Below are 23,475 nucleotides of genomic sequence, written 5' to 3'. Positions count from 1 at the left end.
ATGTATTATACTTATTTTGAAGGATTATTTTAACGTGAAGGGAGACAGGTAGGGATGAACGAGATACAGCAGTTACTTGCTTCGTACAATGAACTTGAGGAGGAAATGATCCGGTTCAGTACGTTAGTGAAGGAAGTGATGGCAAGCATCACGATGCAGGAGTTTGTGCCTGAAAAAGCAAATACAGAAATGATGCAGTGCATCATGGAGTTAAATACTAAACAGAAAGAGTGCTTAAAGCTTTATAAGCAGGCAAATCTTGGTGATGCAGCTCCAAAGAAAATGCATATCATGCGCGATCAGATCGAGAAGCGTATGAATGAAGCACGTAAATTAGAATATCTTGAGGCAGTCAAGAAGAGTTTCCTTAGCTTGCACACAGAGGATGCCGATGTGGAAGAGAAGTTACAGGCATTTAAGGATAAAGTGGTTACGATCAAAGTGGAAAAATATCCATTGGAACAGTGCTTGGTTTATATTAGACCGTTCGCTGTATTTTTGACAATGATCAAGTCCGACGATCCGGTAAAAGCAATCGAGCAGGTTCCGGTTCTGAACGAATACTTTGGTTCAGCACTGGTTGCACATATTACGATCAGTAAAGACATCTTTATTGGTGATGACGCTACGGAGTTCAACTTAGAAGGAGAAGAGGCGTCGGACCTACATAAGGATTCAGCGGTAAAGAAAAAGAATGAGACGGTACAGAGCGCTGGGTCCAAAGAGGATGCTGATACCGCAAAGAACGTGGAGACGAAGCAGGAGCCTGAGGCACAGCCTGTAGAAGAGCAGGCAGCACCACAGGAAGAGGAGCAGATCGCAGAAGAAGAGACTGTACAGGAAGAGACTGTACAGGAAGAAGCTCCGGCAGTGGAAGAGACTTCGGAAGAAGCAGAAGTTGCAGTAACGGAAGAGGCGGAAGAAGAGGCAGCTGCCACGGACTCAGCAGAGGATACTTCTGCAGAGACGGCAGAGGAGGACACACAGGAAGCTGACGAGCCTGCCGAGGCAGAGCAGAAGGAGGCACCTGTCGCAAAGAGCAAAAGAGTGCATCCGGATCCGAAGAAGCCTTCTAAGCCTAGAAAAGCAAAGAAAGTTGATCTGAAAGCATTGTTGGAGGAGGACAACTTCAAAGAGTCCAAGTACGATGATGAAGAGCTTCATAGAATGCAGCAGGCAGAGCGAGGCGGAAGAAAAAATAAGGGAGATTCGAAAGCATCTTTCTTGAAAGGTTTTCAGTAGAGTGAATGAACGGGCATCCGGTGATTTGATCACCGGATGTTTTTTTTCGTTCCTTGTGCAGAGGGTAAGGAATATGGTATTCTAATAGCGGTGGGGTTATCACATAATATGCCGGATAAAGAAAGCTCGGAAGAAACCGAGAGAAAGGATAAGCTGGTTGACAGATCAGTGAATAAAAATATGGTAATAGATTTAGCAGAAAGCCGCAGAAAAATTGATGAAATTGACAAAGAGATCATTCGTCTCTTTCAGGAAAGAATGGACGTTGCCAACGACGTTGCAGCGTATAAGCGCAGTACCGGAAAGAAGGTATATGATCCACAGCGTGAGAACGAAAAGATCGCAGCAATGCGTAAGATGGCAAATAATGAATTTAACGAGACAGCAGTTGAGGATCTGTTTCGCCAGATCATGTCCATCAGCCGTAAATATCAGTATCAAAAACTTGGTCCCGGAGTAAACCATATTCCATTTCGTGAAGTAGAGAAACTGGATGTCAACGAAGACACCAGAGTTGTCTATTTTGGGGAAAAAGGTGCCTTTACCGAGCAGGCGATGTTGGAATATTTTGGGGATAAGATCACCTCTTTTAACAAAACAACTTTTAAAGAAGTGATGGAGACTGTTGCAAATGGAGAGGCACTGTATGGCGTTGTGCCGATCGAAAACACTTCCACCGGAAGCATTGCAGACATCTATGATCTGATGGTCGATCACGATGTGACCATCGTGGCAGAGCATGTTATCAAGGTCGATCAGGCATTACTGGGACTTCCGGGTGCCTCCATCGATGATCTGAAAGTTGTGTATTCGCATCCGCAGGGATTGATGCAGTGCTCGGATTTCTTAGAGGAACATCCTGCCATTCGTGGTGTGGAATATGACAGCACAGCAGGTGCTGCTAAGAAAATTGCAGAAGAGGGTGACAGATCACAGGGAGCGATCGCCAGTGTGCGCGCAGCTGAGGAGTTCGGTCTTACCGTGCTGCAGCCAAAGATCAATCAGCACAACCAAAACTATACTCGTTTCATCATTATTTCAAATCAAAAAATATATGTAAAAAATGCCAATAAAGTCAGCATTGCATTTGAAATAAAACATGAGGCTGGTACCCTGTATCATATGTTGGCAAACTTTTATTATAACGATCTGAACTTAACTAAGATCGAGTCCCGACCAATGCACAAAGGCAGTTGGGAATATCGTTTCTTCGTTGACTTTACCGGAAATCTGCAGGACTCCGGTGTGGAAAATGCGATGGCGTCGATCGAAGAATATGCCAGCAACTTAAAGATCATGGGTAACTTTGCGGACAAGCCAAGAGAATAATGGAAAATCTGCCGGTGCAGAAATAAATGAATAATAAAACTGTTGATGCAGATTTAGATAAACATAAAAATTGTTGATGCAGAAATGAACGAGCAATAAAACTGTTGATGCAGAAATGAATGAGCATGAAAATTGTTGATGCAGAAATGAATGAGCATGAAAATTATTGATGCAGAAATGAATGAGCATGAAAATTATTGATGCAGAAATAGATAAATATAAAATCTGCAGTTACAGAAATGAGGATAGACATGAAAAAGAAACAGATTTTAACAGGCGTGGTAGAACGTGTTGACTTTCCGAATAAAGCAGTTGTAAAGGCGCAGGTGCCACAGCCTGACGAAAGCGTGGCAACCGAATATGCTATCGTAAAAGGTGCGCTTCCCGGACAGACAGTAGAGTTCTCCGTCAAGAAAGCACGCAAAAATAAATGTGAAGGACGATTGCGCACTGTCCTAAAAAAGGGACAGTTAGAAACGCGAGAGGCGAAGTGTCCAAATTTTGGTACATGTGGTGGCTGCAACTATCAGGAAATTCCGTATGAACAGCAGCTCGCCCTCAAAAAAGAACAAGTGCTTCGCTTGATCGATGCCGTCTACGAAGGAGATGGTTATCAGTACGATGGAATCTTATCAGTACGAAAAGATGGACAGTACAGAGAGTGGGGATACCGTAACAAAATGGAATTTTCCTTTGGAGATGCCGTCAAAGACGGTCCATTGACGCTCGGTCTGCACAAAAAAGGAAGCTTTCATGATATCGTCGATGCGGAGGGCTGTCAGATCGTACATCCCGATTACTCCGCAGTCCTTGCCTGCGTGCGAGAATACGCCAAAGAAAACAACATTCCATATTACCATAAACGCGATCATCAGGGCGTACTTCGTCATCTGCTCGTTCGCCGTGCCGAAGTGTCCGGTGATATGCTCGTAGCACTCGTCACCTCCACACAGCAGGAAATCGATTATAGCGAGCTTGTCAGCCGCCTGCTTGCCCTCCCTCTTGAGGGACAGATCACAGGTATTCTGCAGATCTGTAACGACAGTCTGGGCGATGTCGTACAAAGCGACGAGACAAAGATCTTATATGGCAAAGATTGGTTTGAAGAGAAAGTCTTAGGACTCACCTTCAAAATCTCCCCATTCTCCTTCTTCCAGACCAATACAAGCGGGGCAGAAGTGCTCTATCAGCGTGCACGCGAGTATGTGTTAGGTGAGATTAATATGGGAAATGCAGGAGAAACCAGCAACGGAAATATGACAGAAAATATACCAGGCGAAGAAAATGCACCGGACGAAGAAAATACACCGGGCAGTGATGCGCTTAACGGAAAAGCATCAGTGGCAATGCCACAGAAACACATGCGGTAGATTTGCACGACAAAGTCGTATTTGACCTGTATAGCGGAACAGGAACGATCGCACAGCTCATAGCACCTGTTGCCCGCAAAGTCATCGGTGTCGAGATCGTAGAAGAGGCTGTCGAGGCGGCAAAAGAAAACGCAGCCCTCAACGGTCTGGATAACTGTGAATTCATAGCCGGAGATGTCCTCAAAGTCATTGATGATATCGAGGAAAAACCAGACTACATCATCCTCGATCCACCACGCGACGGCATCCATCCAAAGGCATTGCAAAAGATCATTGACTATGGCGTGAAAAACATCGTGTATATTTCCTGTAAGCCAACAAGCTTTGCAAGGGATCTGGCGGTGTTCCAGGAGCGCGGGTATGAGTTGAAGAGGGTCAGTAATGTGGATTTATTCCCTGAGACTGTGCATGTAGAGACGGTTGTTCTTTTGTCCCAACAAAAACCAGATGACACGATAGAGATCGACTTAGACTTAGATGAGCTGGATGCAACCAGTGCAGAGACGAAAGCGACCTATCAGGAAATCAAAGATTATGTGCTGAAAGAATTTGGCTTGAAGGTTTCAAATTTATATATTTCTCAAATCAAAAGGAAATGTGGAATTGAAGTAGGAGAGAACTATAATCTGCCAAAGACAGAAAATCCAAAAGTGCCACAGTGTCCGAAAGAGAAAGAAGATGCTATCAAGGCTGCCCTGAAATATTTTGCGATGATTTAAGGATATCGCTGATTTCAAGGAGGAATAACACATGAAAAGCACATTTGAAAAAATGGGTGGAACCTACACACTGGGAGCAGACGGAATTTACTATCCGAATCTTGTCAGTACAGATGAAGAACCGCATTATGGAAAATATGGAATAATGCGGAAAACGTATCTGAAAGAGCATTGTCCGGCAATGTATTCACTGTATATGTTGGAAGACAGACTGGTGGAACATCTGAATCTTGTGGATGATGAAGCGCAGGAGAGAATGGAAGTTCTGGTGCATCAGATGATGGAGAGGCAGGGCATTACGGAAGAAATGAAAGCTCGTGACCAGATGGAATGGGTTAGGGCGGTAAATGGTATTCGTAATATGGCAGAAGAGATTGTGTTAAAAGAATTGATTTACAGGTAAATAAAGAGCTGAACAGGTAGGAAGAAAACTCCTATTTGTTCAGCTTCTGCATTTGTAAGGGTTCAAAGAAGAATCAAATTACAATTCCATATCAGGTGACCATTTCTAAGTTCCGGAAGGTTGTTTTTTTCTGCCATGGTTATAAGTTACACAGATTTAATTACTTCATAGTATGGCTTAAAAAATATCCGAATATAACTTCACAGAAATAATTATAATGGGGAGATTATTTGATATATTTGTGCTAATATTCTGCAATTCTACTGCTAGTCGATTGATTTATGCGTACTCCCATTATAATATGTGTGCAGGAGGTGGATGTATGTATCAAATTAGTAATGAAAAATTCGGTTTATTTGTAACCGAATTAAGAAAGAAAAAGAATTTAACTCAAAAGGATTTGGCTGAAAAATTATATGTATCAGATAAAACGGTCAGCAAATGGGAACGTGGTCTTAGTATGCCTAATGTCGTATTACTCATACCAATAGCTGATATATTAGATGTTACCGTTACAGAATTGTTACGTGGAGAAAAAATAGATACACAGAAAAATATTGATACAAAAGAAGTCGAGGAATTGGTAGTAGGCTCTCTCGATATGGCTGTTAGGAATTCTATTCATCAGCATAGAAAAAACTGGATATTAGCATATTTGCTATGCTTTTTAATATCTATTACAGAAATTATTATGTTAGTCGTATCTGGGAATTCAATAGCTGAGATGAAAGATGATATATTGCTGGTTACAGGGTTAATGCTTTTATTTGGTGCATGGTTTTGTTTCTTTGCCAAAGACATATTACCAACATATTATGATGCAAACAAGATAAATTATGTTTCACAAGGAATTTTTAGAATACATCTAGTTGGTTTATCCTTTAACAACGGAAATTGGATGTACATCTGTACAACTTTAAAAATTTGGACACTTGCAACGGTTGTTCTATATCCTCTTGCAGGTATTATAATAATCAATTGTCTCAATATAGCTTTATGGGATATTTTAAGTAAAATTTTCTTAATTATGATATTAGGTGGTATGGTAGTTTCGATTTACATTATCGGGAAAAAATACGAATAATTAAATTACCTGTTATCGTTGTGGATATTACTAATTTACAACATTCTTCATGGGAAATAAGAAATGATGCAGAAGAGATTGTGTTAAGCGAATTAGCATACATTTAGAACGTGGAAAGCTCCTTCGGGAGCTTTTTTCTGGTTTTTGCTGGGTATCAAGAAAGTATATAGAAAATGCATTAATCATATGGTATGATTTGAACAGAAGATAGAATCTTAGGAAGCAAGAAGATTTTTGAGGAATGTAACTTAGAAGTTATAGAATTAAGTTAATCGTGCCATATGGCTTGATTATAAACGCAAAGATAAAAACGCAACGTACATCTTTGATGTGCCAGAGCCGGTAGGTAGCCCGGCCGTCCTATATAAATAGGGTAAGTAACCTGCCCCTCCGGGTTGTCCATTCTTTGTTCAATCAATTTTAGGAGGGATTCTTATGGACAAAGTAAATGGAAAGCTGACAGTATTTTTTGAAGAGCCGTTTTGGGTGGGAATCTTTGAACGCATCGAAGATGGTAAACTATCTGTGGCAAAGGTAACATTTGGTGCAGAGCCAAAAGATTATGAAGTACAGGAATATATTCAAAAGTGCTATTTCAGTTTGAAATTCAGTTCGGTTGTTGAAACTGTTGTAAAGGATATCAAAAGAAATCCGAAACGGATGCAGCGGGAAGTAAAGAAGCAGATGCTGGAAATAGGCATTGGTACAAAATCGCAACAGGCGTTGAAATTACAGCAGGAACAGAACAAGCAGGAACGCAAAGAGAAAAGACGCAAGAAAAAAGAGGCAGAAGAGCAGCGAATGTTTGAACTGAAACAGCGAAAGAAAAGAGAAAAGCATAAGGGACATTAAAGTCCCTTGGCCTTTTACTCAAATCGAAAAGTGTTGAATAAAGCTTTCGGGAGGTGTTTCTATGAAGAAAAAAGTACTTGCAATTATGTTAGTCGCCATGTCAATCATGTTGATTTCAGCGTGCGGAAAAAAAGAAAAATTGTACGAAATTCCTGATTTATCGCAGTATAAGACAGATATGTAGGAGATTCTTCAAATGTTATAAATATTGTAAGCGGTCAAGAGTATCCAGAGGGATACTCATATGACAGTATAGAGATACAGTCTGAAACAGAGCCTTATGGATTAACAGTTTTTCTAAAAGATGAGCCGTCGGCAGTCAAACTTGAAGATCAATTGCAGGTTAATGCAGATATGACATTTGACTTGATTGGTAATTTGGGAACAATTGATTATAAAACAGCAGATAGCAAAGAAATTATTGCATCATATGAACGGTGATATATTTTTAGTCAACTTTTAGACAATTTGAAGAACGGAATATAAAAAGGCGTATGGAAGTTTTAAATCCATACGCTTTTTTGAAAAAAACTCATTTTTGAACAAGAGATTTGTAAGAACATATTATCTATTCAAAGACGGTTACAATTCCATATCATGTGATTTTTTCTTAGATTGAGCAGCTGATTTCGCCGTATTTCCCGTTTCCTCTGATATTTCAGTTCCCATGCACGATGGGAGAAGACATCAGGATCTTCCACATTGAGATAATCCACCTCATTGGCTGCAATATCATGACGGTGATAGTCATAATATTTACCGAAAGTACCTTTAAGCTGTTCGATCAGCTTATCCCGAAAATCAGGACGTATCTGGATTCTGGTGTCCAGCAATTCTGTGTATTGTTCTGGATCAGGACGAAATTTTTCTTCCCGGAAAGCAACGGCGTCTTTTTCAAGCTGTTTTTTAAGGGAGATGTCCTGAGAATCAAGAATATCAAGATTGTTATTCATCTGGTCATATTTCTTGGATAGATTCATCATATCTTTATCAGTAGAGCATTGTGCCTGGAAGATTAGCTGCTCTTTCCTTGATTTCAGTTCTTCAATTTCTTCGGTAACAGTTGTAAGCTGCTGATTCAATTTTATATGCTGGATGGGATTCAAAATACTGGTTTTCTCTTTTTCTACATTCAGCTCTTTCCGTTCTGTAACTTTAGCTTTGAGTTTCTTTTTAACGGTGTTGTATTTATTCAGTATTGGATTAAAATGATTCATCCAATCATGAATTACTTCTTTTTGCATCTCATTATGAAGTAAATGATATTGTGTAAAGATCATATGATTTCGGATAGTTTCCATTGTTTCTGCAATTACAGGAATAGAATTTTTGACAGCTTGAGCCAGTTTCTCTACCTGAGCTTTTAATTCCCGGAGCATTTGGTTATCTGCACGAATCTGGCGGTTGATTTCACAGCGGTCAGCTATCATTCCTTTCTTTTCCATGTTTTGAGCAATATAGCCTTCGTGGATGGTCGGCTGTTCGGTGATTCCCTGATCTGCAAAGCTGCGGTGATCAATGGATGCATTTATCTGATTGTGGGCAAGCATTTCATTTACAGTATCTGCCCAGTTTGCTCTCCAGATACAGAGTTGCTCATCACTGTTCCATTGTTCAGAAATGGGATTCTGTCTGCCATAGCGGCTGCTTTTTGGATGCTTGTCGATGCGGTCATAGCCTTTTTCCTGTGCGACAGATGCGGTCATATAAACTTTCTTTTTCCCAACTTTATATCTGTATTGCTTTTCCCAGCCATCTTTTTGAGCAGCTTTGAATTCAGTAGCTGTAAATCCTTTTTCTTCTCCATTTTTTATGCAGAGATATTCTTTTTCTGTTTTATACTGCCATGTTCCGTTTTCGTTCAGTGGACGGACGGTAAGCAGAATGTGTGCATGAGGATTGTGTCCATCCGTATCGTGAATAGCAAAGTCAGCGCACATGCCCATATCTACAAAGTTCTTTTGAATAAAATCTTTTAGAAGAGAAATATTACTGTCCTTATCTAATTCAACGGGAAGTGCGACAACAAATTCCCTTGCCAGTCGGCTGTCTTTTGTTTTTTCTGCAGCTTCCACAGCATTCCAGAGTTGTTCACGGTCTTTCCATTCTGGTGAAGCCATCGGTGGAAGCAATACTTCCTGATAAATGAGTCCATGCTTTCTGGTGTAATCATGCTGGATGCCATCGTAATCATTGTACATCCGGCTGCAGCTCATATAAGCAGAAGCTGCGACAGCGGAACGTCCGGAACCACGGCTGACAACTTTGGCTTGCATATGATAAATTGCCATATCTGGCACCTCCTTTCGATGTTGCCTGCAACAGCGGAAAAGCCCTCGGCAGAGCGCACGAGCCCCGTAGGGGATACCACCGCCCGATTTATCGGGTGGTGAGTAAGTGCGCCCTTCGGGAGTAGAACTTGTGCGTTTACATTCCTCGTAGCCGGATTATCAGCTCCCGTTTCAGGGAATCCAAATCCATTTCTTTAATATGGGGAACAATACTTTCCAAAATGGCTCCTTCCTGGACTAATCGGTGTGTTCTGGCATCACGTTCTTTTTTGCGATTTCTTGCTTCGGCTTCTTCTTGGCGGTGTCTTGCCTGTAAAAGTGCTTTTTCTTCCGGTGTCATGATTTTTTTATCTGCCATATCTGGCACCTCCTTTTTATGCCCGTATCCGGGCAGTATTGGTTTTAAAATCTTATGGTTTGGTACTATAGTTTCGGATAACTGACAGTGGCATGTTTCTGGTGATAAATAAGGAAAGAAAGTAGTACCACTGTCAGTGAAGAATAATTATCGTGTTATGCTTCTTTGCTTCAGTTCTGGTTCGGAGCATGATTGTTTAACAGAATTCTTTTTGCCTGTTTTAAATTAGCTGTTGCATTGTCCTGACGAATATTCCGGTTATTGATACGGACAGGAATACATCTCTCCAGAATACGGTCATAAATTCGTTTGTGTGCGATATCAGCGGCGTTATTCAGCTCTGATAAAGTGAGATTGGTCGTTATGATCAGGGGCTTTTTACTGCGGTAACGACTGTCGATCACATTGAATACCTGTTCCAGTGCAAAGTCAGAGTTCCGCTCAATTCCGAGATCATCAATAATCAGAAGACTGTAGCGGTTTAAGCTGTTGATGAACTGGTTTCTGTCTTCAAAATGCATTCCGGTAAGGGTATTTAGAATTCGGGAAAAGTTGGTCATCAGTACAGGAACGCCTTTTTCCAGAAGGGCATTGGCAATGCAGCCTGCAAAAAAAGATTTTCCAGTACCGACATCACCCCAGATGAGAAGTCCGGAAGCATTTGCTCTCATCTCTTCCCAGTTGCTTACATAATTGTGTGCCAGTTTTATTTCCGGATTGATGCCGTTATCCCTGGCAAAAGTGTAGTCATAGAGTGCTTTGTCCTGTAAGCCGCTGGTTTTAAGATGCTCTATTTCCATTTGTTTTTCATGAAGTTTTCTCTGGGCTTCTTCCTGCTCAAAGATTTCCTGCTGGCATTTACAGCGGATGGAAGGAATAAGAACCTTTCCCTGTAATTCATGCCTGCATTGCCTTGGCGTATTGCATTTGGAACAGTAGATCAGGTGGTCTGTTTCGTTAAAATATTCATCAGACTGAAGCTCTCTGTTTGGGGTTATAGCTGTTGGTTTTTCTATAAATTTTGTCATAATGTTTCGTATTCCTCACTTTCGTAATTTCGTTGTCGGGAAGCAGGATGATCCTGTCTTGCCCAACTGATGATGGTAGCTGCGTGGTTCTGATATTGCTTTCCGGTAGAAGCCATATAACCGGATAAGCGTTCAATATAATCCTTCCAGTCAGGGATTGTCTGCCGGATATCTTCAAGCTCTTTTTCTGACAGAAAAACATTTTGAAATTTTCCATAGGGTGAGAGTGGCTCCTTACTCCCTCTTATTGCTAAATTGTTCTTTTTTATCTCTTTCTTATTACCAGACAGTTTTCTGTCTGTATCAGGGAAAGAATCCTGTCTGTCAATAGGACAGTTTTTTGTCTGTCTTAGGGAAAGAAATCTGTCTGTATAGTGGATGGTTTCTTTTGGGAGTTTTACATAAATCCGATTGGGCTGTCCGGGACCCTGCCGTTTTCGGAAGATAAGCTCCTGTTTTTCCAGTACTGCCAGAGCAGTTTTAACCGTCATCTGGCTTTTGTGGAGAACTTCTGCCAGTGCTTCAATCGTAAAGTAAATGAACACATGACCGTCTGTATCTGACCACCCCTCATTTTTCTGGGAAAGCCTTGCCCGGTCGAGCAGGATAATATAAAGCATTTTGGCAGTTTCGTTTATTTCCATGTCCAGAAGGAAACGGGGAAACATCATATAAGATGGCAGGTTGGTGTCTGCTGTCAGAAAGTCAGTCATGTGTTCACCTCCAATCAAAAGGGTTTATTCCCCAAGAAAATCCCAGTCTACATCACTATCTGGCTGTGAATTTTCAGGTGCTGGAAAGGATGCCCTGATTTGGGGCTCCCTTTGCGCCATGCCTGCAGTCAGTCCGGAAAGAAAAAGTGGCAATGCCTGTTTCAGACTGTTTTCCACTGCATCTACAATCTGTTTCACAAAAAGTTCTTCCCGTTCTCTTGTTTCCAGATAAGGATCAGCCTGTGTGCGGTAGTAGCGGTCAAAATAATCTACCAGTGCAAGAGAGATTACCTGACTGTAAGATTTAAAATCCTGCCTGTCCATCGTCTGTAAATATTCCCAGGCTCTCCGTTGCTGTTCTTTGTCCAGATTAAAGCGCAGGTTTGTGTTGCGGATATTGTTCTGCATGGTTTATCCCCTCCTTTTCAGGCTCATATAAGCCAGAGATTCGTAACCTTTGGCGGTGGCGCAGATGTCATCAATGATGGTGACTCGTAATTTGTCATACGTTCCGAAGTTACGGATCAGACATCCACCGCCGCCAACTACATACAGGCGCATTAGGTCAGGATTGTATTCATATTTGCGGAGTGTGGAAAAAAGTTCTGCCACATACTGTCTGGCAATAGAACTGATACAATCCATATATGGTGCTGAAATGTCAGCTGTTCCAAACCGCAGAATCTGTTCTACTGTAGATTCTTCAATCTTCACTCCAAATTTGTCCAGAACAGCGTTCTTTGCAGCAATCATGCATTGGTTTACACCAAGTTTTTCTGTCCAGCATCGGCTTTCTTGTGCTTTCTTATTGTTGATATACAGAATGTTCATGGTTCCGTTTCCGATATCTGCAAGGAGATTAGTTCCCTTGAAATTTCCAAGGTGGTTTACAATAGCCGGATATCCCTGTGGGTAAAGGCTACATCCCACAAAGCGGAGATGATATTCTTTGCCGTTGAAACGGTAATGGACTTCTGGATTCTGGAGCAGATAGGAACGAAAAGCTTCTCTTTGATTTCTGATCCATGTCAGAGGAAGTCCGGCAGCCAGATGAACATCTGCTTCACGGATGGAAAAGACATTCAGTTCCCTTGCAATAGCCATTAGCGTCAGAAGATAATATTCTTCGTCCATAGCTTTATCCGGGATAAATTCTTTGTGTCCTTCGCCGATCCGGTAGTAAATGCCGTTGTATTCCAGAATATTCCCGGTGAAGATTGGTTCAGTTTCATAGGCTTTGATGCCGGTTGGGGTGACGGTGTTTGCTGTTTTCATATTGCCGTAGCCATGATCTACAGCAATGATTTTGGTGTTTCTGAGTTCTCGCATAAAAAATACCTCCGTTTTCGTATTGATTGATTCAGCAGGTCGTACCGGTGTGGTACTGCTCTGCTGTGGGATAAGCATACGAAAATCGGAGGAAAAAGGCATTGAGGGGAAATTGAGCAGGAATTGAGAAAAAAGATATATTGTGCTTACGTTCTTCATGTACTCTTGTTGTGATTTCATTGTTTTTTATCGTATAATATGGATACTGGAGGTGGTTTGGATGAAATACAAGATTTTAGTTGTCGATGATGATAAAGAATTGGTGAAAATGCTTTGTAGTTATTTTAATATGAAACAATATGAAACCATTACGGCTACAGATGGAATGGAAGCATTAAATAAAATAAAAATGAAACCGGATATTATTTTGTTGGATATCAATATGCCACGCATGGATGGGATTGAAGTATGTCGTCTGATACGCAGTAAAGTGTTATGTCCAATTTTATTTCTGACAGCAAGAGTTGACGAAGATGATAAAATTAATGGGTTGCTTTCAGGTGGGGATGATTATATTACGAAACCATTTAGTCTTCGGGAGTTGGAAGCAAGGATTGTCACAAACATAAAGAGAGAAGAAAGGCATCAACAAAAAACGGAATACCGTTTCATGGATGAAATGCTGATTGATTATTCTGAAAAAATAGTAGCTATAGCTGGACACAGGATGGAGTTCACAAAAATTGAATATCAGATTATTGAATTCTTATCCATGCATCCAGGGCAGGTGTTTGATAAAGAACGTATATATGCACAAGTCTGTGGATATGATGCGGAAGGGGACAGTAGAACGATAACGGAATTAGTACGGCGTATAAGGAAAAAAATAGCGGATTATTCAGAAAAAGAATACATAGAAACTGTATGGGGGATTGGATACCGATGGAAAAAATAAGAAACTTGTCACTGAAAAAAACAATTCTGCTTTATTTTGTGATCAGCTTAACGGCAGCATTTCTGTTATCTGGATTTACAGTTCATTTTGCAGGAAATATGCAGAATAAAATATGGGAAAAATATATTGATTATGCAGATTATACGGACGTGTTTCAGCAATATGGAAAGAAATACGAGATTGAGATATCAAGACCTAATCAATCGCAGATGAATCGTTTGGACTATCATCTTTCGGAAATGTGTGACTTTATGGAAACATATTCGGTACTGATTTTTTCGATTGTTGGGAGTGTTGTTGCGGTATTCTTTTTTTATAAAAATAAGTTAAAGACACCTCTACAGGAACTAAAAGATGCCTCACAAATGATTGCAGATAATGAACTGGATTTTCATGTGTCCTATGAAAATAAAGATGAGATGGGAACTTTGTGTAAAGAATTTGAAATGATGCGAAGTGCTTTAGCAGATAACAACAGAAAGATGTGGCGAATGATTGATGACGAGAAGGCTTTGCGGAATGCAATTGCACATGATATACGTTCTCCACTTTCCATATTGCGAGGGTATCAGGAAATGCTCTTAGAGTTTGTTTCTTCTGAGAGTATAAAAACAGAGGATGTTATTGATATCTTACAAACAGGCATGTATCAGATTGACCGTATAGAGCATTTCACGGAAAACATGAGAAAAATGTCCCATTTAGAACAGAGGGAACTGCAATGCTCAGAGATAGAATTATCGGAACTGGCAAAAAAGATTGAGGCAGAAGCTGCCATGCTGTCCAAGAAGGAAAGTAAATTATGTAAGGTAGAAAGAGTGCAGGAACAAAACATTGTGAAAGTGGATGAGGAACTTGTCATGGAAGTGACAGACAACTTACTGGAAAATGCGGTTCGATATGCACAAAAAAGTATTGCTTTGCAGATAAAGAAAAAGGATGGTTTTCTTATAATTTCTGTTGAAGATGATGGAATAGGGTTTGTGGATACTGAGGAAAAAGTAACAGAACCATTTTATCATAAGAATCCACAAGATGATTTAAAGCATTTTGGCCTTGGTATGTATATTTCTCGTATTTTCTGTGAAAAGCATGGAGGAAATTTGAAAATATATAATGCCAGACAAGGCGGTGCTCATGTAGAAGCTCTTTTCAAAGCTGAATAAAAATACTTTATAAGGCTGAAATCACAAATAAAGTGGTTTTAGTCTTTTTTGTTGTGAATTTATTGAGAATTGATTTGTATGATGTTGTTAAAGAAATAAAGAAAGGAAGAGATACAATGAAAACAATCATAAAAAGAAGTATACTTGATTATTTAAAGAACCCTGTTTTGTGGATTGGCTTGATTATTATAGTTGCCAGTATGTATCAATGTCTGTCATCGTATTTGCAAATTCATTATATCAAACCGAATGAAAAGATCACACAAAATGACGTAGCATTGGAAGATGCTGATGTCATGGATGGGTACATTCCCACATCTGATGATAAAGAAAGAAGAAGGGAGTGGGAAGATACGATCAAAGAGACGTTAATGGACACCTCCAAAAATGGTTTTGGATTTAGCAGGCAGGAAGCAGATCATGTAATGAAAGAAATTCAGAATATGGATGTAAAGACTGCTTCTGAGTTTTTGGAATCCCAATATGGCTATTATAATGCAATATATGCTTATGATGACCTTGAAATTCATAAGGGGACAGCAGAAGAAATCAATCATTATATCGAGCGGAAATTATCCGAACATTCTTTTTCCTGGTACTTTGCCAAAAAATTTACGGATTTTGCAGGATTGCATATGGCTTTTTTTGCAACAGTCTTGCTATCATTTTTATTTATTCAGGATACACGAAAAAGTACCTATGAATTATTACATACAAAGCCTGTTACGGCAGTCCAATATATATGTGGGAAAGTAATAAGCGGATTCATTAGTATGCTGGGAGTATTAGTGATTTTGAATGTTATATTCTTTATGCTGTGTTTGAAAACGTCTTTAGAATCGGGCTTTCCAGTAACACCAATTGATTTTTGCGTGAATTCTCTGATCTATATTATTCCGAATCTTTTGATGATATGTTGTGTCTATACAATTACAGCAGTAATATTTAAAAATCCGCTTCCGGCAGCACCAATCTTGTTTTTACACATTATATATTCAAATATGCTGACCATGAAGAATGATATTTATTATATGAGACCGTTCTCTATTATGGTGCGATTCCCTGGCAGATTTTTTGAAACACATGTAGCCAAAATGTCAAACATAAATCAGATTATTCTTGTAATTTCATCAGTTATATTAGTATGTATTTCTGTTACAATCTGGAAAAGGAGGAGGGTTCATTGAAAACGGAACTAAAAAACTGCCTGTCGTTATATAAGATTTTTTATTCATGTGCATTTATACTGATATTGTGTGCTATTCATCCGATTATATACTATGAAGAAATCGGTTCAGCGATTCAGTCGCCAATAGCATTTTTAACAATTATTTTTTGTAGTGACACATATTTGATGGAAGTAAAAAGTAAGCGTGCCGATGTATTTCATTTGTATGATCAAAAAAAGCAGTTAAAAGTAATATCGCAGAGAGTGGGCGTTCAAATATTATATTTATTAATGCTTTCCTGTGTTGGATATGTTTTGTTTTTCTGGCAAAAACCGGGCAGTGTAAACGAAGGCATTTCGGGTATTCAGATATTTCTTTTATATTTCATTGCAATGTTTGGAACTATCTGGCTTTGGAGTATATGCTCTGTGATTTTGTGTACATTGCTTCGAAATATGTGGGCAGGTATTGGATGTTTATTTGGAATTGTCATTGGACTTATATCAAAAGCGGGAAGTTCATTTTTCGGAAATCTGGGATTGTTTTCTTTCAGCTTTTGTGAACCTACTCAATTAATGTCCGAGAGTTGGATTTATGGAACGCTTGTGTCTTTTATAGCGGGGCTGTTTTTATTTGCAGTATTACCAATGACTTTAAAGAAAAGAGGATAGATTATGAGTATTAGAATAAATGATTTAACAGTTAGATTTAAAAATGGTGTAGTTGCAGTAAATAAGGCATCTCTTGAAATACCTAAGGGAATTTACGGACTTTTGGGTGAGAATGGTGCCGGAAAAACCACTTTGATGAGGGTTCTTACAACTGTTTTAAAACAAACGGAAGGAATGGTTTCCCTTGATGGAATTCTGTATAACGAGGGAAATTATGAGAAAATACAGAAAAAGATTGGTTATCTTCCACAGGAAATCGACTTATATCCGAATCTTACGGTGAAAGAATGTCTTGTATATATGGGGGGACTGTCAGGAGTAGCCAGAAATGACCTCGAACAAAGAATTACCTATTATCTGGAAAAGACTTCTCTTACAGAGCATCAGAATAAAAAAATGCGGCAATTATCTGGTGGTATGAAGAGACGTGTCGGACTCATACAGGCACTTCTTAATAATCCGGATTTTTTGATTATTGATGAACCTACCACCGGGTTAGATCCGGAAGAAAGAATCAGGATCCGCAATCTTTTGGTTGATTTTTCAAAGGATAGAACTGTGCTGTTTTCCACTCATGTAGTAGAAGATTTAGCAGCAACCTGTACACAGCTTGCCATTATGAAAAAGGGAAGTTTTTTATATTCTGGAAGCGTGAGTGGGTTGCTGGAAAATGCAAAGGGCTGTGTTTGGAATTGTACGGTACAAAATGCAGAAGAAGCCCGTTTGTTAGAAGCCAATTATTCTATATCATCTAAGCAGTATGTAGAAAATGGAATTCATATGAAAGTATTAAGCAAAGGAAAGCCAAATGAGAATTGTGTCCTGGATAATGATATCACTTTGGAAGATGCATATATTTATTTGACGAATAGTTGAATATAACGGCGGGCAAGTTGCCCGCCGTAAATTATGCTTATTTTGTTAAAAGACCGGATAGATTTTTTCCAATGCAAAATCCAATCTGTGGATATAACTCCTGAATTTCCTGATATTTTGCTTCAATCATTTCTGGTTCATCAGCCCAGATCTTTTCATGTATTTTGAAAGCTCTTTTAAAATGTGTTTTGGCTTGCGGAAGATTGGCAGTCATCAGATAAATGGTTCCAAGGGTTTCCTGTACTTTGGCATAATCCAGACAGTCATCGGAATGGTATTCCTTGATGATGCCGGATAATTTTTGCAATTCAGAGATGCCTCTTTCGGGTTCCTGCTGTTCTGTCAGGAACATTGCATAATTGGCAATCTGAGGTATGCTGTCATTTATATGAAGCAGGTTAAATTGGTCAAGCAGTGAGATACTTTTTTCCATGTGTTCTCTTGCAAGATCGGGATGACCGTTCATGCGGTAAAGTCCACCGAGATTGGCATGAAGGTTGGAAACAAGGCGAGCATTGTCAGCAGTGATATTTTCTATCTGGGCAAGTGCATCCTTTTCCAGTTTTATTGCTTTTTCTGGCTTGATTTCAAGAGTAGCCTGAAAATCCAGTAACAATGCCCGGTCAGAATCGGTGCCAATGTCTTTAGGCTTCAAAAAATTTTTTAATTCCTGAATGATTTCTTTCATACCTTTCTGGTAATTATAATTATCCATATATGGAAAAACATTTTCCAGAAAAAGTAGATATTTTGGTATATCATCTTTTTCAATCAATTCTATGATGTTTCCTGCTGTCTGAAACAGCTTCTTGTAATAATCGACTTCAATTCCATGCATTAAACATATTTTCTGTAAAGAATCCAGTAATATGTGACAGCTACTTACAGATGGTTTTGTCTCTGAAAGGGCAATTTCCTTAATCATAGGATGCAGGGAGATTGTGTGACGTGTAGTTGTCTGCACAAAACCAGTTTCAATCAAGTCGTTAATTTCATTTAAGGTAGGCAGTTCCAGCCATTTGGCGAATATGCGGGCAGAAATACCAGTGTAAGGAAGAAAACACAAATTGCACATGATATCCTGCTGTTTTCGGGATAAAGCATATAGTGAAAATAGAGTATGGATATGACTATAATAAGTGGCTTTACTGCTTTGACCATCCTTGATTATCTTAATTTTATCTTCGTTATCGAGAGATGCTCTTTCTTCCTGAAGTTTTGCTAATAACTGACCTGGAGTTGAAATTCCATTTTCCAAAAGTTTTGCAGCCAGTTCTACAGCAAAAGTATGATAGTGTACGGTCTCTATGATTTTTTCGACGGTCGAACGATACTTGTCTGCTTCTGAATAAAATGCAGATGTCAGTTGGAAAAGAATGTTTATATCCTTTATTTCTTTTAATTGAAAAGTACAGTATTCATTCAGATTACTTCTGGTCGTAAATAAAATCTGACAGCGGTATTTTAATACTACTGACAGAAAACTGTCCTGTGTAGCTGTGACATTAAAATTATCTATGATAAGCAGAGTATCGGATTTCAGGGAACGCAGAAAACGGTTATGTCTTTGAAACCGTTCCTGTTCGCTGATTTCTGGTGGATCATCAATAAAATCCATGTCAGTAATGTCCTGATGAAGATCACCTGTATATTCTACATATAGAATGTTAGTGTAATGCTTTTTGTAATGTTTTGCGTAGGCTTTGGCAAGTTCGCTTTTACCAATATCGGCAATTCCGCAAAGAAAAACATGACGGTTTTCCTCAAGCATGGTATATAATTCTTCTAGTTCTTTATCTCTTCCGATAAAATGACGGCATGGTTTCGGAACCTCACTGTCCATAATATAATCCAGCACAATGGGTGACAGGGCACCTCCGGCAATTAATTTTTGATTTTTAGTATCACGTTTGATAAATTGTCGCTCCATGCCAAAAGAAATCAGCTTTGCAAGAAAAAGCAGACGTGAGCTGGCTGGTTTGTACAGAGAAGCCAGATTTTTCTTTTTGGCATCGGAGATGGTGTCATCTTGTATAAATAATGTGTATATATCCTGCATAGCCATATTGCAGTCAGACATCAATGGAAGCAGATTCTGGTGAATGGTTTCTGCCAGTTTTTTCTGATTACTGGGTTTGGAATAGTAGGCAGATATTTTGGGACTGATCTTTGCTTGACCGGTCAGCCAACGACAAACCAGACCATTATCCATAGAAAAATCCTGATTTGCCGGATCATCCATAAAATCTTCAAATAATTCGTATAAAAAATCAGGCTGACTCATTTGATTACTTTCGCTGATATGATTTTTTAAGCAAGTGCTAATAGAAGAAAAATCGCATCGATTCAATAGAAATTCCCCTTTCGTAGTTAAGATTAAGTATATCTATCATAACACGAACATATATTCGATTCAAGAAAATGCGGATATTTTTAAATTGATTGTGTCAATTTACAATCAATTTCTATTCAATGTGGTTTTCCGGCAGGTTCTGTAAAATAAGCTCAGATCAAAACAATAACGGGAGGAGCTTATGCAACAGAATATTGAATTTGAGCGGTGCATTGATTTTCTGGTACGGATGATTGATAAGTACGGCGCTGAAGTCCTCCGGGAGTTGGAGGAAGAAAAACAGAATAAGGAAGAAAAAGAAGCGGCAGTTTCCTGAAATACAAAATGTAAATCAGACTGTCGCTTTTTTCATGCATTTTTAAATCAAATAAATTTTAAAAGCTGATGCAGAGTGTGTGGCTCATTATTCTGAGAAGCGGTAATACGCGTATCAAATGGCTTGAAATGATTCTGCGTATAAAAGCTCAGAAGAAATTCATTATCTTCGCATTCAAGAAACTCCATAACGCCACCTACGGAATATTTGAGACTGGATATGGTTTCCAGTGCAAATCCCAGTAGAATATTTCCAGGAATTCGTTTTTCCTTTGGAAGAGAATAGTTCTTTCCCAACTGGGCGATCAAGTAAGCTGCGGTAGTATAGGATTGTGTTTCTTCATCCAAAATACTGACACGGGACAGTTTTTTTGCCATTGTCTTGCTGATATTTGAAGCACGGACAGAGATTGGTTTTATTGTAAGTGAAAAATAACCAACCAGTGAAGCATCTTCAGCATCAAATACCAGATAAGTGATAGATTGATCTTTTTTGGTAAACTCAATCGCATTATGTAATAAAAAGTATTCCACATCGGGATTTTTGGGACAAGAAAAATCGGAGAGTAAGTCGTAAAGACTTTCCTCTCCGATATATGTCGGTTCGTCTTTATCCAAATATGCCCGAATATTAACGGTAAAATATTTATCAGACATGTTTTTTCTTCCTTTTTGACATTAAAGCTAAGATTTCCTGTGGGTTCGTTAACTGACGTCCGGGAAGTGTCTGCTTTGGTGTGCGGTCACGGTCGGCTTCGTCAATTGCTGCGACAAAACGCTTTACGCTATTTGGATTGGATACGACAAAATTATGAGTAATACTTGAAGTAGCCATACTAACACCTCCTCTTTTTTGGCTTTTTTGTGTATTTATAGTATATGCAATGTGTGATAAAAACACAATATCAAAAACAGAAATTATTTCTAAATAATTTTCAAGCCGGACATTTATTAGACGCTTCCGGTAAGCGAACAATATTTTCGAGCCAATCATTTATAAGTCGCCAATGGTGGGCGGGCAATATTTTGATAACAGAAATGCTCTGTATCTAACTTAATTATACGATTGGCGAAGAAATGCGTCAATACGGAAAATAAGTATTGAAAATAGTTGGAACAAGTACTAAAATAAGGTTGGGACAATAAAACAGAGTTATACTGCGAGGAAGATTATGAAGAATAAAAAGATTAAATGCGATATATATACCAGAGTATCCACAACCATGCAGGTAGATGGCTACAGTCTGGATGCTCAGAAAGAAAAACTCAAGAGATATGCGGAATTTCAGAATATGGAAATCGTAAATGAGTATTCAGATGAAGGTAAGTCTGGAAAGAGCGTAGAGGGCAGACCGGAATTTCAGAGAATGTTGGATAATATTGAGAATGGCACAGATGAGGTGCAGTTTGTACTGGTGTTCAAGCTTTCCAGATTTGGTCGTAATGCGGCAGATGTTTTAAATTCTTTGCAGAGGATGCAGGATTTTGGAGTGAATCTGATCTGTGTAGAAGATGGAATTGACAGCTCAAAAGATAGTGGAAAGCTGATGATTTCTGTTCTGTCTGCGGTGGCGGAGATTGAACGAGAGAATATCCTTGTGCAAACAATGGAGGGACGTAAGCAGAAAGCCAGGGAAGGAAAATGGAACGGTGGATTTGCTCCATATGGCTATGAATTGGTAAATGGAGAATTGCAGATTGCAGAGGATGAAGCGGAAATTATTCGTCTGATCTATGATAAATTTATTCATACCAATATGGGAATCTCTGCGATTGCTGCATGGCTGAACCAGCATGGATATAAAAAGAAAAAACGACAGAATAATACACTGGACGCATTTGCCGCATCATTTATAAAAGGCGTTCTGGATAATCCGGTATACTGTGGAAAGCTGGCTTATGGACGAAGGAAAAACGAGAAAGTTTCTGGTACAAGAAATGAATATCGCATTGTAAAGCAGGAAAATTATATGCTGCACGATGGTATCCATGAAGGGATTATTTCGGAAACAGACTGGGAGCTGGCTCATCAAAAACGGGAAAAAACAGGTGTGAAATATGAAAAGACACATAGCCTCGATCATGAGCATATTTTATCCGGAATATTGAGATGTCCGTTATGTGGAAGCGGTATGTATGGAAACGTGAACCGAAAGAAAAAGAAAGACGGAACCTTATATAAGGATTATTTCTATTATGCCTGCAAACATCGTCGCCTGGTAGATGGTCATAAATGTGGATATCGTAAACAATGGAGCGAGGAGAAGATTAACAATGCAGTGGAAGAAGTTATTCGGAAGCTGGTGAAGAATCCGAAATTTGAAGAAGCAATTCTGAATAAAATCGGTTCAAGAATAGATACAGAAGAAATAGAAAAAGAGATTGAAAGACTGGAAAAACAGCACAGGCAGCTGACCGGAGCAAAAGCAAGACTTGGACAGCAGATGGATAGACTGGATATCATGGATAAATTTTATGAGAAGAAATATCAGGATATGGAGACAAGGTTATACCGTTTGTATGATGAGATTGAAGGCGTGGAGAACAGTATAGAAGAAGTCAAGAACCGCCTGTTGAATATCCGGCAACAGAAAATATCAGAAGAAAACGTCTATCAATTTCTTTTATATTTTGATAAACTATATGATAAGTTCACCGACCTGGAGAAGAAAGAATTTCTTAACAGCTTTGTAGAACAGGTAGACATTTACGAGCAGGAGCAGCCAGATGGCAGATTCCTGAAGCACATAAAGTTCCGTTTTCCGGTGTATTTTGGAGACAGGGAGACACAGGAACTTTGTTGGGATAACGAAAGTACCGTTGAGACGGTTGTCAAATTGTCCCTCAAAACAAATCAACCTAAAATTGAGGTTACAATGTGTCCTGATGAAGAAAGTAATTATACGCCAGAGGAAAAGGCTACTTATCAGAAGATTAAGGACTATGTGAAGGACAAGTATGGTGTGAATGTGCATACTTCTTATATTGCACAGGTGAAGCGGATGTGTGGTCTGGATATGGGCGAGAATTACAATAAGTCCAGGAAGGAGAATCCAGAGGTTAAACAGTGTCCGCAGGAGAAGGTGGAGTATATTAAGGATGCGTTGAGGTATTTTGGGTTGCTATAGGAGAGAATGATTATGAAGAGTAGTAATATTGAAGAATTCAATTTATTAGTGGATGAGTACTTGAAGCAGGATTCAAGATATGAGAGACAAATTAGGAATTTTCAGTCATTTTTAAAAGAATATGGTCTTGAAGACAAGGTATTCAATCTCTATGAAGATAATATAAATGATTTTTTTTGAATAT

At 39.1% G+C, this 23,475-nt stretch carries 21 protein-coding genes and 4 pseudogenes; 16 read left to right on the top strand and 9 right to left on the bottom strand.

Translation table 11 applies throughout. From position 1 onward, the window contains the following. The first annotated feature begins 54 nt into the window (after window positions 1–54). The 8 genes and pseudogenes from DW981_RS10400 (at window position 55) to DW981_RS16220 (ending at window position 7,440) form a co-directional block, all read left to right on the top strand. A complete protein-coding gene (locus DW981_RS10400; protein ID WP_118507667.1) occupies window positions 55–1,242 on the top strand; it encodes a hypothetical protein in 1,188 nt (395 codons plus the stop codon). A 108-nt stretch (window positions 1,243–1,350) separates the two neighbouring features. Continuing rightward, complete coding sequence (gene pheA, locus DW981_RS10395; RefSeq protein ID WP_243034725.1) at window positions 1,351–2,571, top strand: prephenate dehydratase; 1,221 nt, start codon at window positions 1,351–1,353, stop codon at window positions 2,569–2,571. A 251-nt stretch (window positions 2,572–2,822) separates the two neighbouring features. Further along, window positions 2,823–3,941, top strand: a complete 1,119-nt coding sequence (locus DW981_RS10390) for a class I SAM-dependent RNA methyltransferase (RefSeq protein ID WP_118507666.1) — start codon at window positions 2,823–2,825, stop codon at window positions 3,939–3,941. Window positions 3,942–3,949: 8 nt separating this feature from the next. Then, a pseudogene (locus tag DW981_RS10385) lies at window positions 3,950–4,660 on the top strand (methyltransferase domain-containing protein); the annotation flags it as partial. Window positions 4,661–4,691: 31 nt separating this feature from the next. Continuing rightward, on the top strand, window positions 4,692–5,063 hold the full coding sequence (locus tag DW981_RS10380; RefSeq protein ID WP_117688326.1) for a TnpV protein: 372 nt from the start codon (window positions 4,692–4,694) through the stop codon (window positions 5,061–5,063). 322 nt (window positions 5,064–5,385) lie between these two features. Next, a complete protein-coding gene (locus DW981_RS10375) occupies window positions 5,386–6,147 on the top strand; it encodes a helix-turn-helix transcriptional regulator (RefSeq protein ID WP_024853912.1) in 762 nt (253 codons plus the stop codon). 435 nt (window positions 6,148–6,582) lie between these two features. Next, window positions 6,583–6,999, top strand: a complete 417-nt coding sequence (locus DW981_RS10370; protein WP_005335528.1) for a YjdF family protein — start codon at window positions 6,583–6,585, stop codon at window positions 6,997–6,999. A gap of 61 nt (window positions 7,000–7,060) precedes the next feature. After that, window positions 7,061–7,440 (top strand): annotated as a pseudogene (locus DW981_RS16220) (DUF4825 domain-containing protein). A 141-nt stretch (window positions 7,441–7,581) separates the two neighbouring features. On the opposite strand, the pseudogene mobQ reads toward DW981_RS16220, so the two are convergent. From mobQ to DW981_RS10335, 6 genes and pseudogenes are all read right to left on the bottom strand, one after another. Beyond that, window positions 7,582–9,290: pseudogene (mobQ, locus tag DW981_RS10360) on the bottom strand (MobQ family relaxase). A 136-nt stretch (window positions 9,291–9,426) separates the two neighbouring features. Beyond that, window positions 9,427–9,648, bottom strand: a complete 222-nt coding sequence (locus DW981_RS10355; protein ID WP_005348485.1) for a DUF3847 domain-containing protein — start codon at window positions 9,646–9,648, stop codon at window positions 9,427–9,429. Between the two features lie 170 nt (window positions 9,649–9,818). Beyond that, window positions 9,819–10,676: an ATP-binding protein gene (locus DW981_RS10350; RefSeq protein ID WP_055214936.1), complete on the bottom strand. Its 858-nt coding sequence runs from the start codon at window positions 10,674–10,676 to the stop codon at window positions 9,819–9,821. Continuing rightward, window positions 10,673–11,389 carry a replication initiator protein A gene (locus DW981_RS10345; RefSeq protein WP_005348487.1) on the bottom strand — a complete coding sequence of 239 codons (717 nt, stop codon included), beginning with the start codon at window positions 11,387–11,389 and terminating at the stop codon, window positions 10,673–10,675. Before DW981_RS10345 ends, DW981_RS10350 begins: the two co-directional genes overlap by 4 nt. 24 nt (window positions 11,390–11,413) lie before the next feature. Further along, window positions 11,414–11,797: a hypothetical protein gene (locus DW981_RS10340; RefSeq protein ID WP_005348488.1), complete on the bottom strand. Its 384-nt coding sequence runs from the start codon at window positions 11,795–11,797 to the stop codon at window positions 11,414–11,416. Window positions 11,798–11,800: 3 nt separating this feature from the next. Then, on the bottom strand, window positions 11,801–12,718 hold the full coding sequence (locus DW981_RS10335) for a ParM/StbA family protein (RefSeq protein ID WP_117688329.1): 918 nt from the start codon (window positions 12,716–12,718) through the stop codon (window positions 11,801–11,803). Between the two features lie 220 nt (window positions 12,719–12,938). Between DW981_RS10335 and DW981_RS10330 the strand changes: the two genes are divergently transcribed. The 5 genes from DW981_RS10330 to DW981_RS10310 all read left to right on the top strand — a co-directional run bounded on the left by DW981_RS10330 (window position 12,939) and on the right by DW981_RS10310 (window position 17,495). Beyond that, complete coding sequence (locus tag DW981_RS10330; protein WP_014080778.1) at window positions 12,939–13,613, top strand: response regulator transcription factor; 675 nt, start codon at window positions 12,939–12,941, stop codon at window positions 13,611–13,613. Further along, the gene (locus tag DW981_RS10325) at window positions 13,601–14,779 is read left to right on the top strand and encodes a HAMP domain-containing sensor histidine kinase (RefSeq protein WP_117688331.1); all 1,179 of its coding nucleotides are present in this window, start codon (window positions 13,601–13,603) and stop codon (window positions 14,777–14,779) included. The genes DW981_RS10330 and DW981_RS10325 overlap by 13 nt, the downstream gene beginning before the upstream one ends. 116 nt (window positions 14,780–14,895) lie before the next feature. Then, on the top strand, window positions 14,896–15,966 hold the full coding sequence (locus DW981_RS10320) for an ABC transporter permease subunit (RefSeq protein WP_117688332.1): 1,071 nt from the start codon (window positions 14,896–14,898) through the stop codon (window positions 15,964–15,966). Beyond that, entirely contained in the window at window positions 15,963–16,619 is a 657-nt protein-coding gene (locus DW981_RS10315) for a transporter (protein ID WP_243034724.1), read from the top strand. Before DW981_RS10320 ends, DW981_RS10315 begins: the two co-directional genes overlap by 4 nt. Window positions 16,620–16,622: 3 nt before the next feature. Next, complete coding sequence (locus DW981_RS10310) at window positions 16,623–17,495, top strand: ATP-binding cassette domain-containing protein (protein ID WP_005348496.1); 873 nt, start codon at window positions 16,623–16,625, stop codon at window positions 17,493–17,495. Window positions 17,496–17,532: 37 nt separating this feature from the next. Here DW981_RS10310 and DW981_RS10305 read toward each other — a convergent pair whose 3' ends face one another. Beyond that, window positions 17,533–19,560 (bottom strand): tetratricopeptide repeat protein, encoded by a 2,028-nt coding sequence (locus DW981_RS10305; protein ID WP_347474562.1) that lies wholly within the window; start codon window positions 19,558–19,560, stop codon window positions 17,533–17,535. 469 nt (window positions 19,561–20,029) lie between these two features. On the opposite strand from DW981_RS10305, the gene DW981_RS15940 reads away from it, so the two are divergent. Beyond that, on the top strand, window positions 20,030–20,164 hold the full coding sequence (locus tag DW981_RS15940; RefSeq protein ID WP_005348500.1) for a hypothetical protein: 135 nt from the start codon (window positions 20,030–20,032) through the stop codon (window positions 20,162–20,164). 47 nt (window positions 20,165–20,211) lie between these two features. On the opposite strand, the gene DW981_RS10300 is transcribed toward DW981_RS15940, so the two are convergent. After that, window positions 20,212–20,820, bottom strand: a complete 609-nt coding sequence (locus DW981_RS10300; RefSeq protein ID WP_005348504.1) for a hypothetical protein — start codon at window positions 20,818–20,820, stop codon at window positions 20,212–20,214. After that, complete coding sequence (locus tag DW981_RS15705) at window positions 20,813–20,998, bottom strand: hypothetical protein (protein ID WP_014080774.1); 186 nt, start codon at window positions 20,996–20,998, stop codon at window positions 20,813–20,815. The genes DW981_RS10300 and DW981_RS15705 overlap by 8 nt, the downstream gene beginning before the upstream one ends. Before the next feature lie 337 nt (window positions 20,999–21,335). On the opposite strand from DW981_RS15705, the pseudogene DW981_RS10290 reads away from it, so the two are divergent. Both DW981_RS10290 and DW981_RS15140 read left to right on the top strand, forming a co-directional pair. Beyond that, a pseudogene (locus tag DW981_RS10290) lies at window positions 21,336–22,997 on the top strand (recombinase family protein); the annotation flags it as partial. A 306-nt stretch (window positions 22,998–23,303) separates the two neighbouring features. Then, on the top strand, window positions 23,304–23,471 hold the full coding sequence (locus DW981_RS15140) for a hypothetical protein (protein WP_182434224.1): 168 nt from the start codon (window positions 23,304–23,306) through the stop codon (window positions 23,469–23,471). Window positions 23,472–23,475: the final 4 nt, after the last annotated feature.

The organism is Clostridium sp. AM49-4BH (assembly GCF_003478335.1).
Classification (GTDB): domain Bacteria; phylum Bacillota; class Clostridia; order Lachnospirales; family Lachnospiraceae; genus Butyribacter.
Note: the sequence above shows the minus strand (reverse complement) of the source record. Positions and strands in the feature narration are given on the sequence as shown.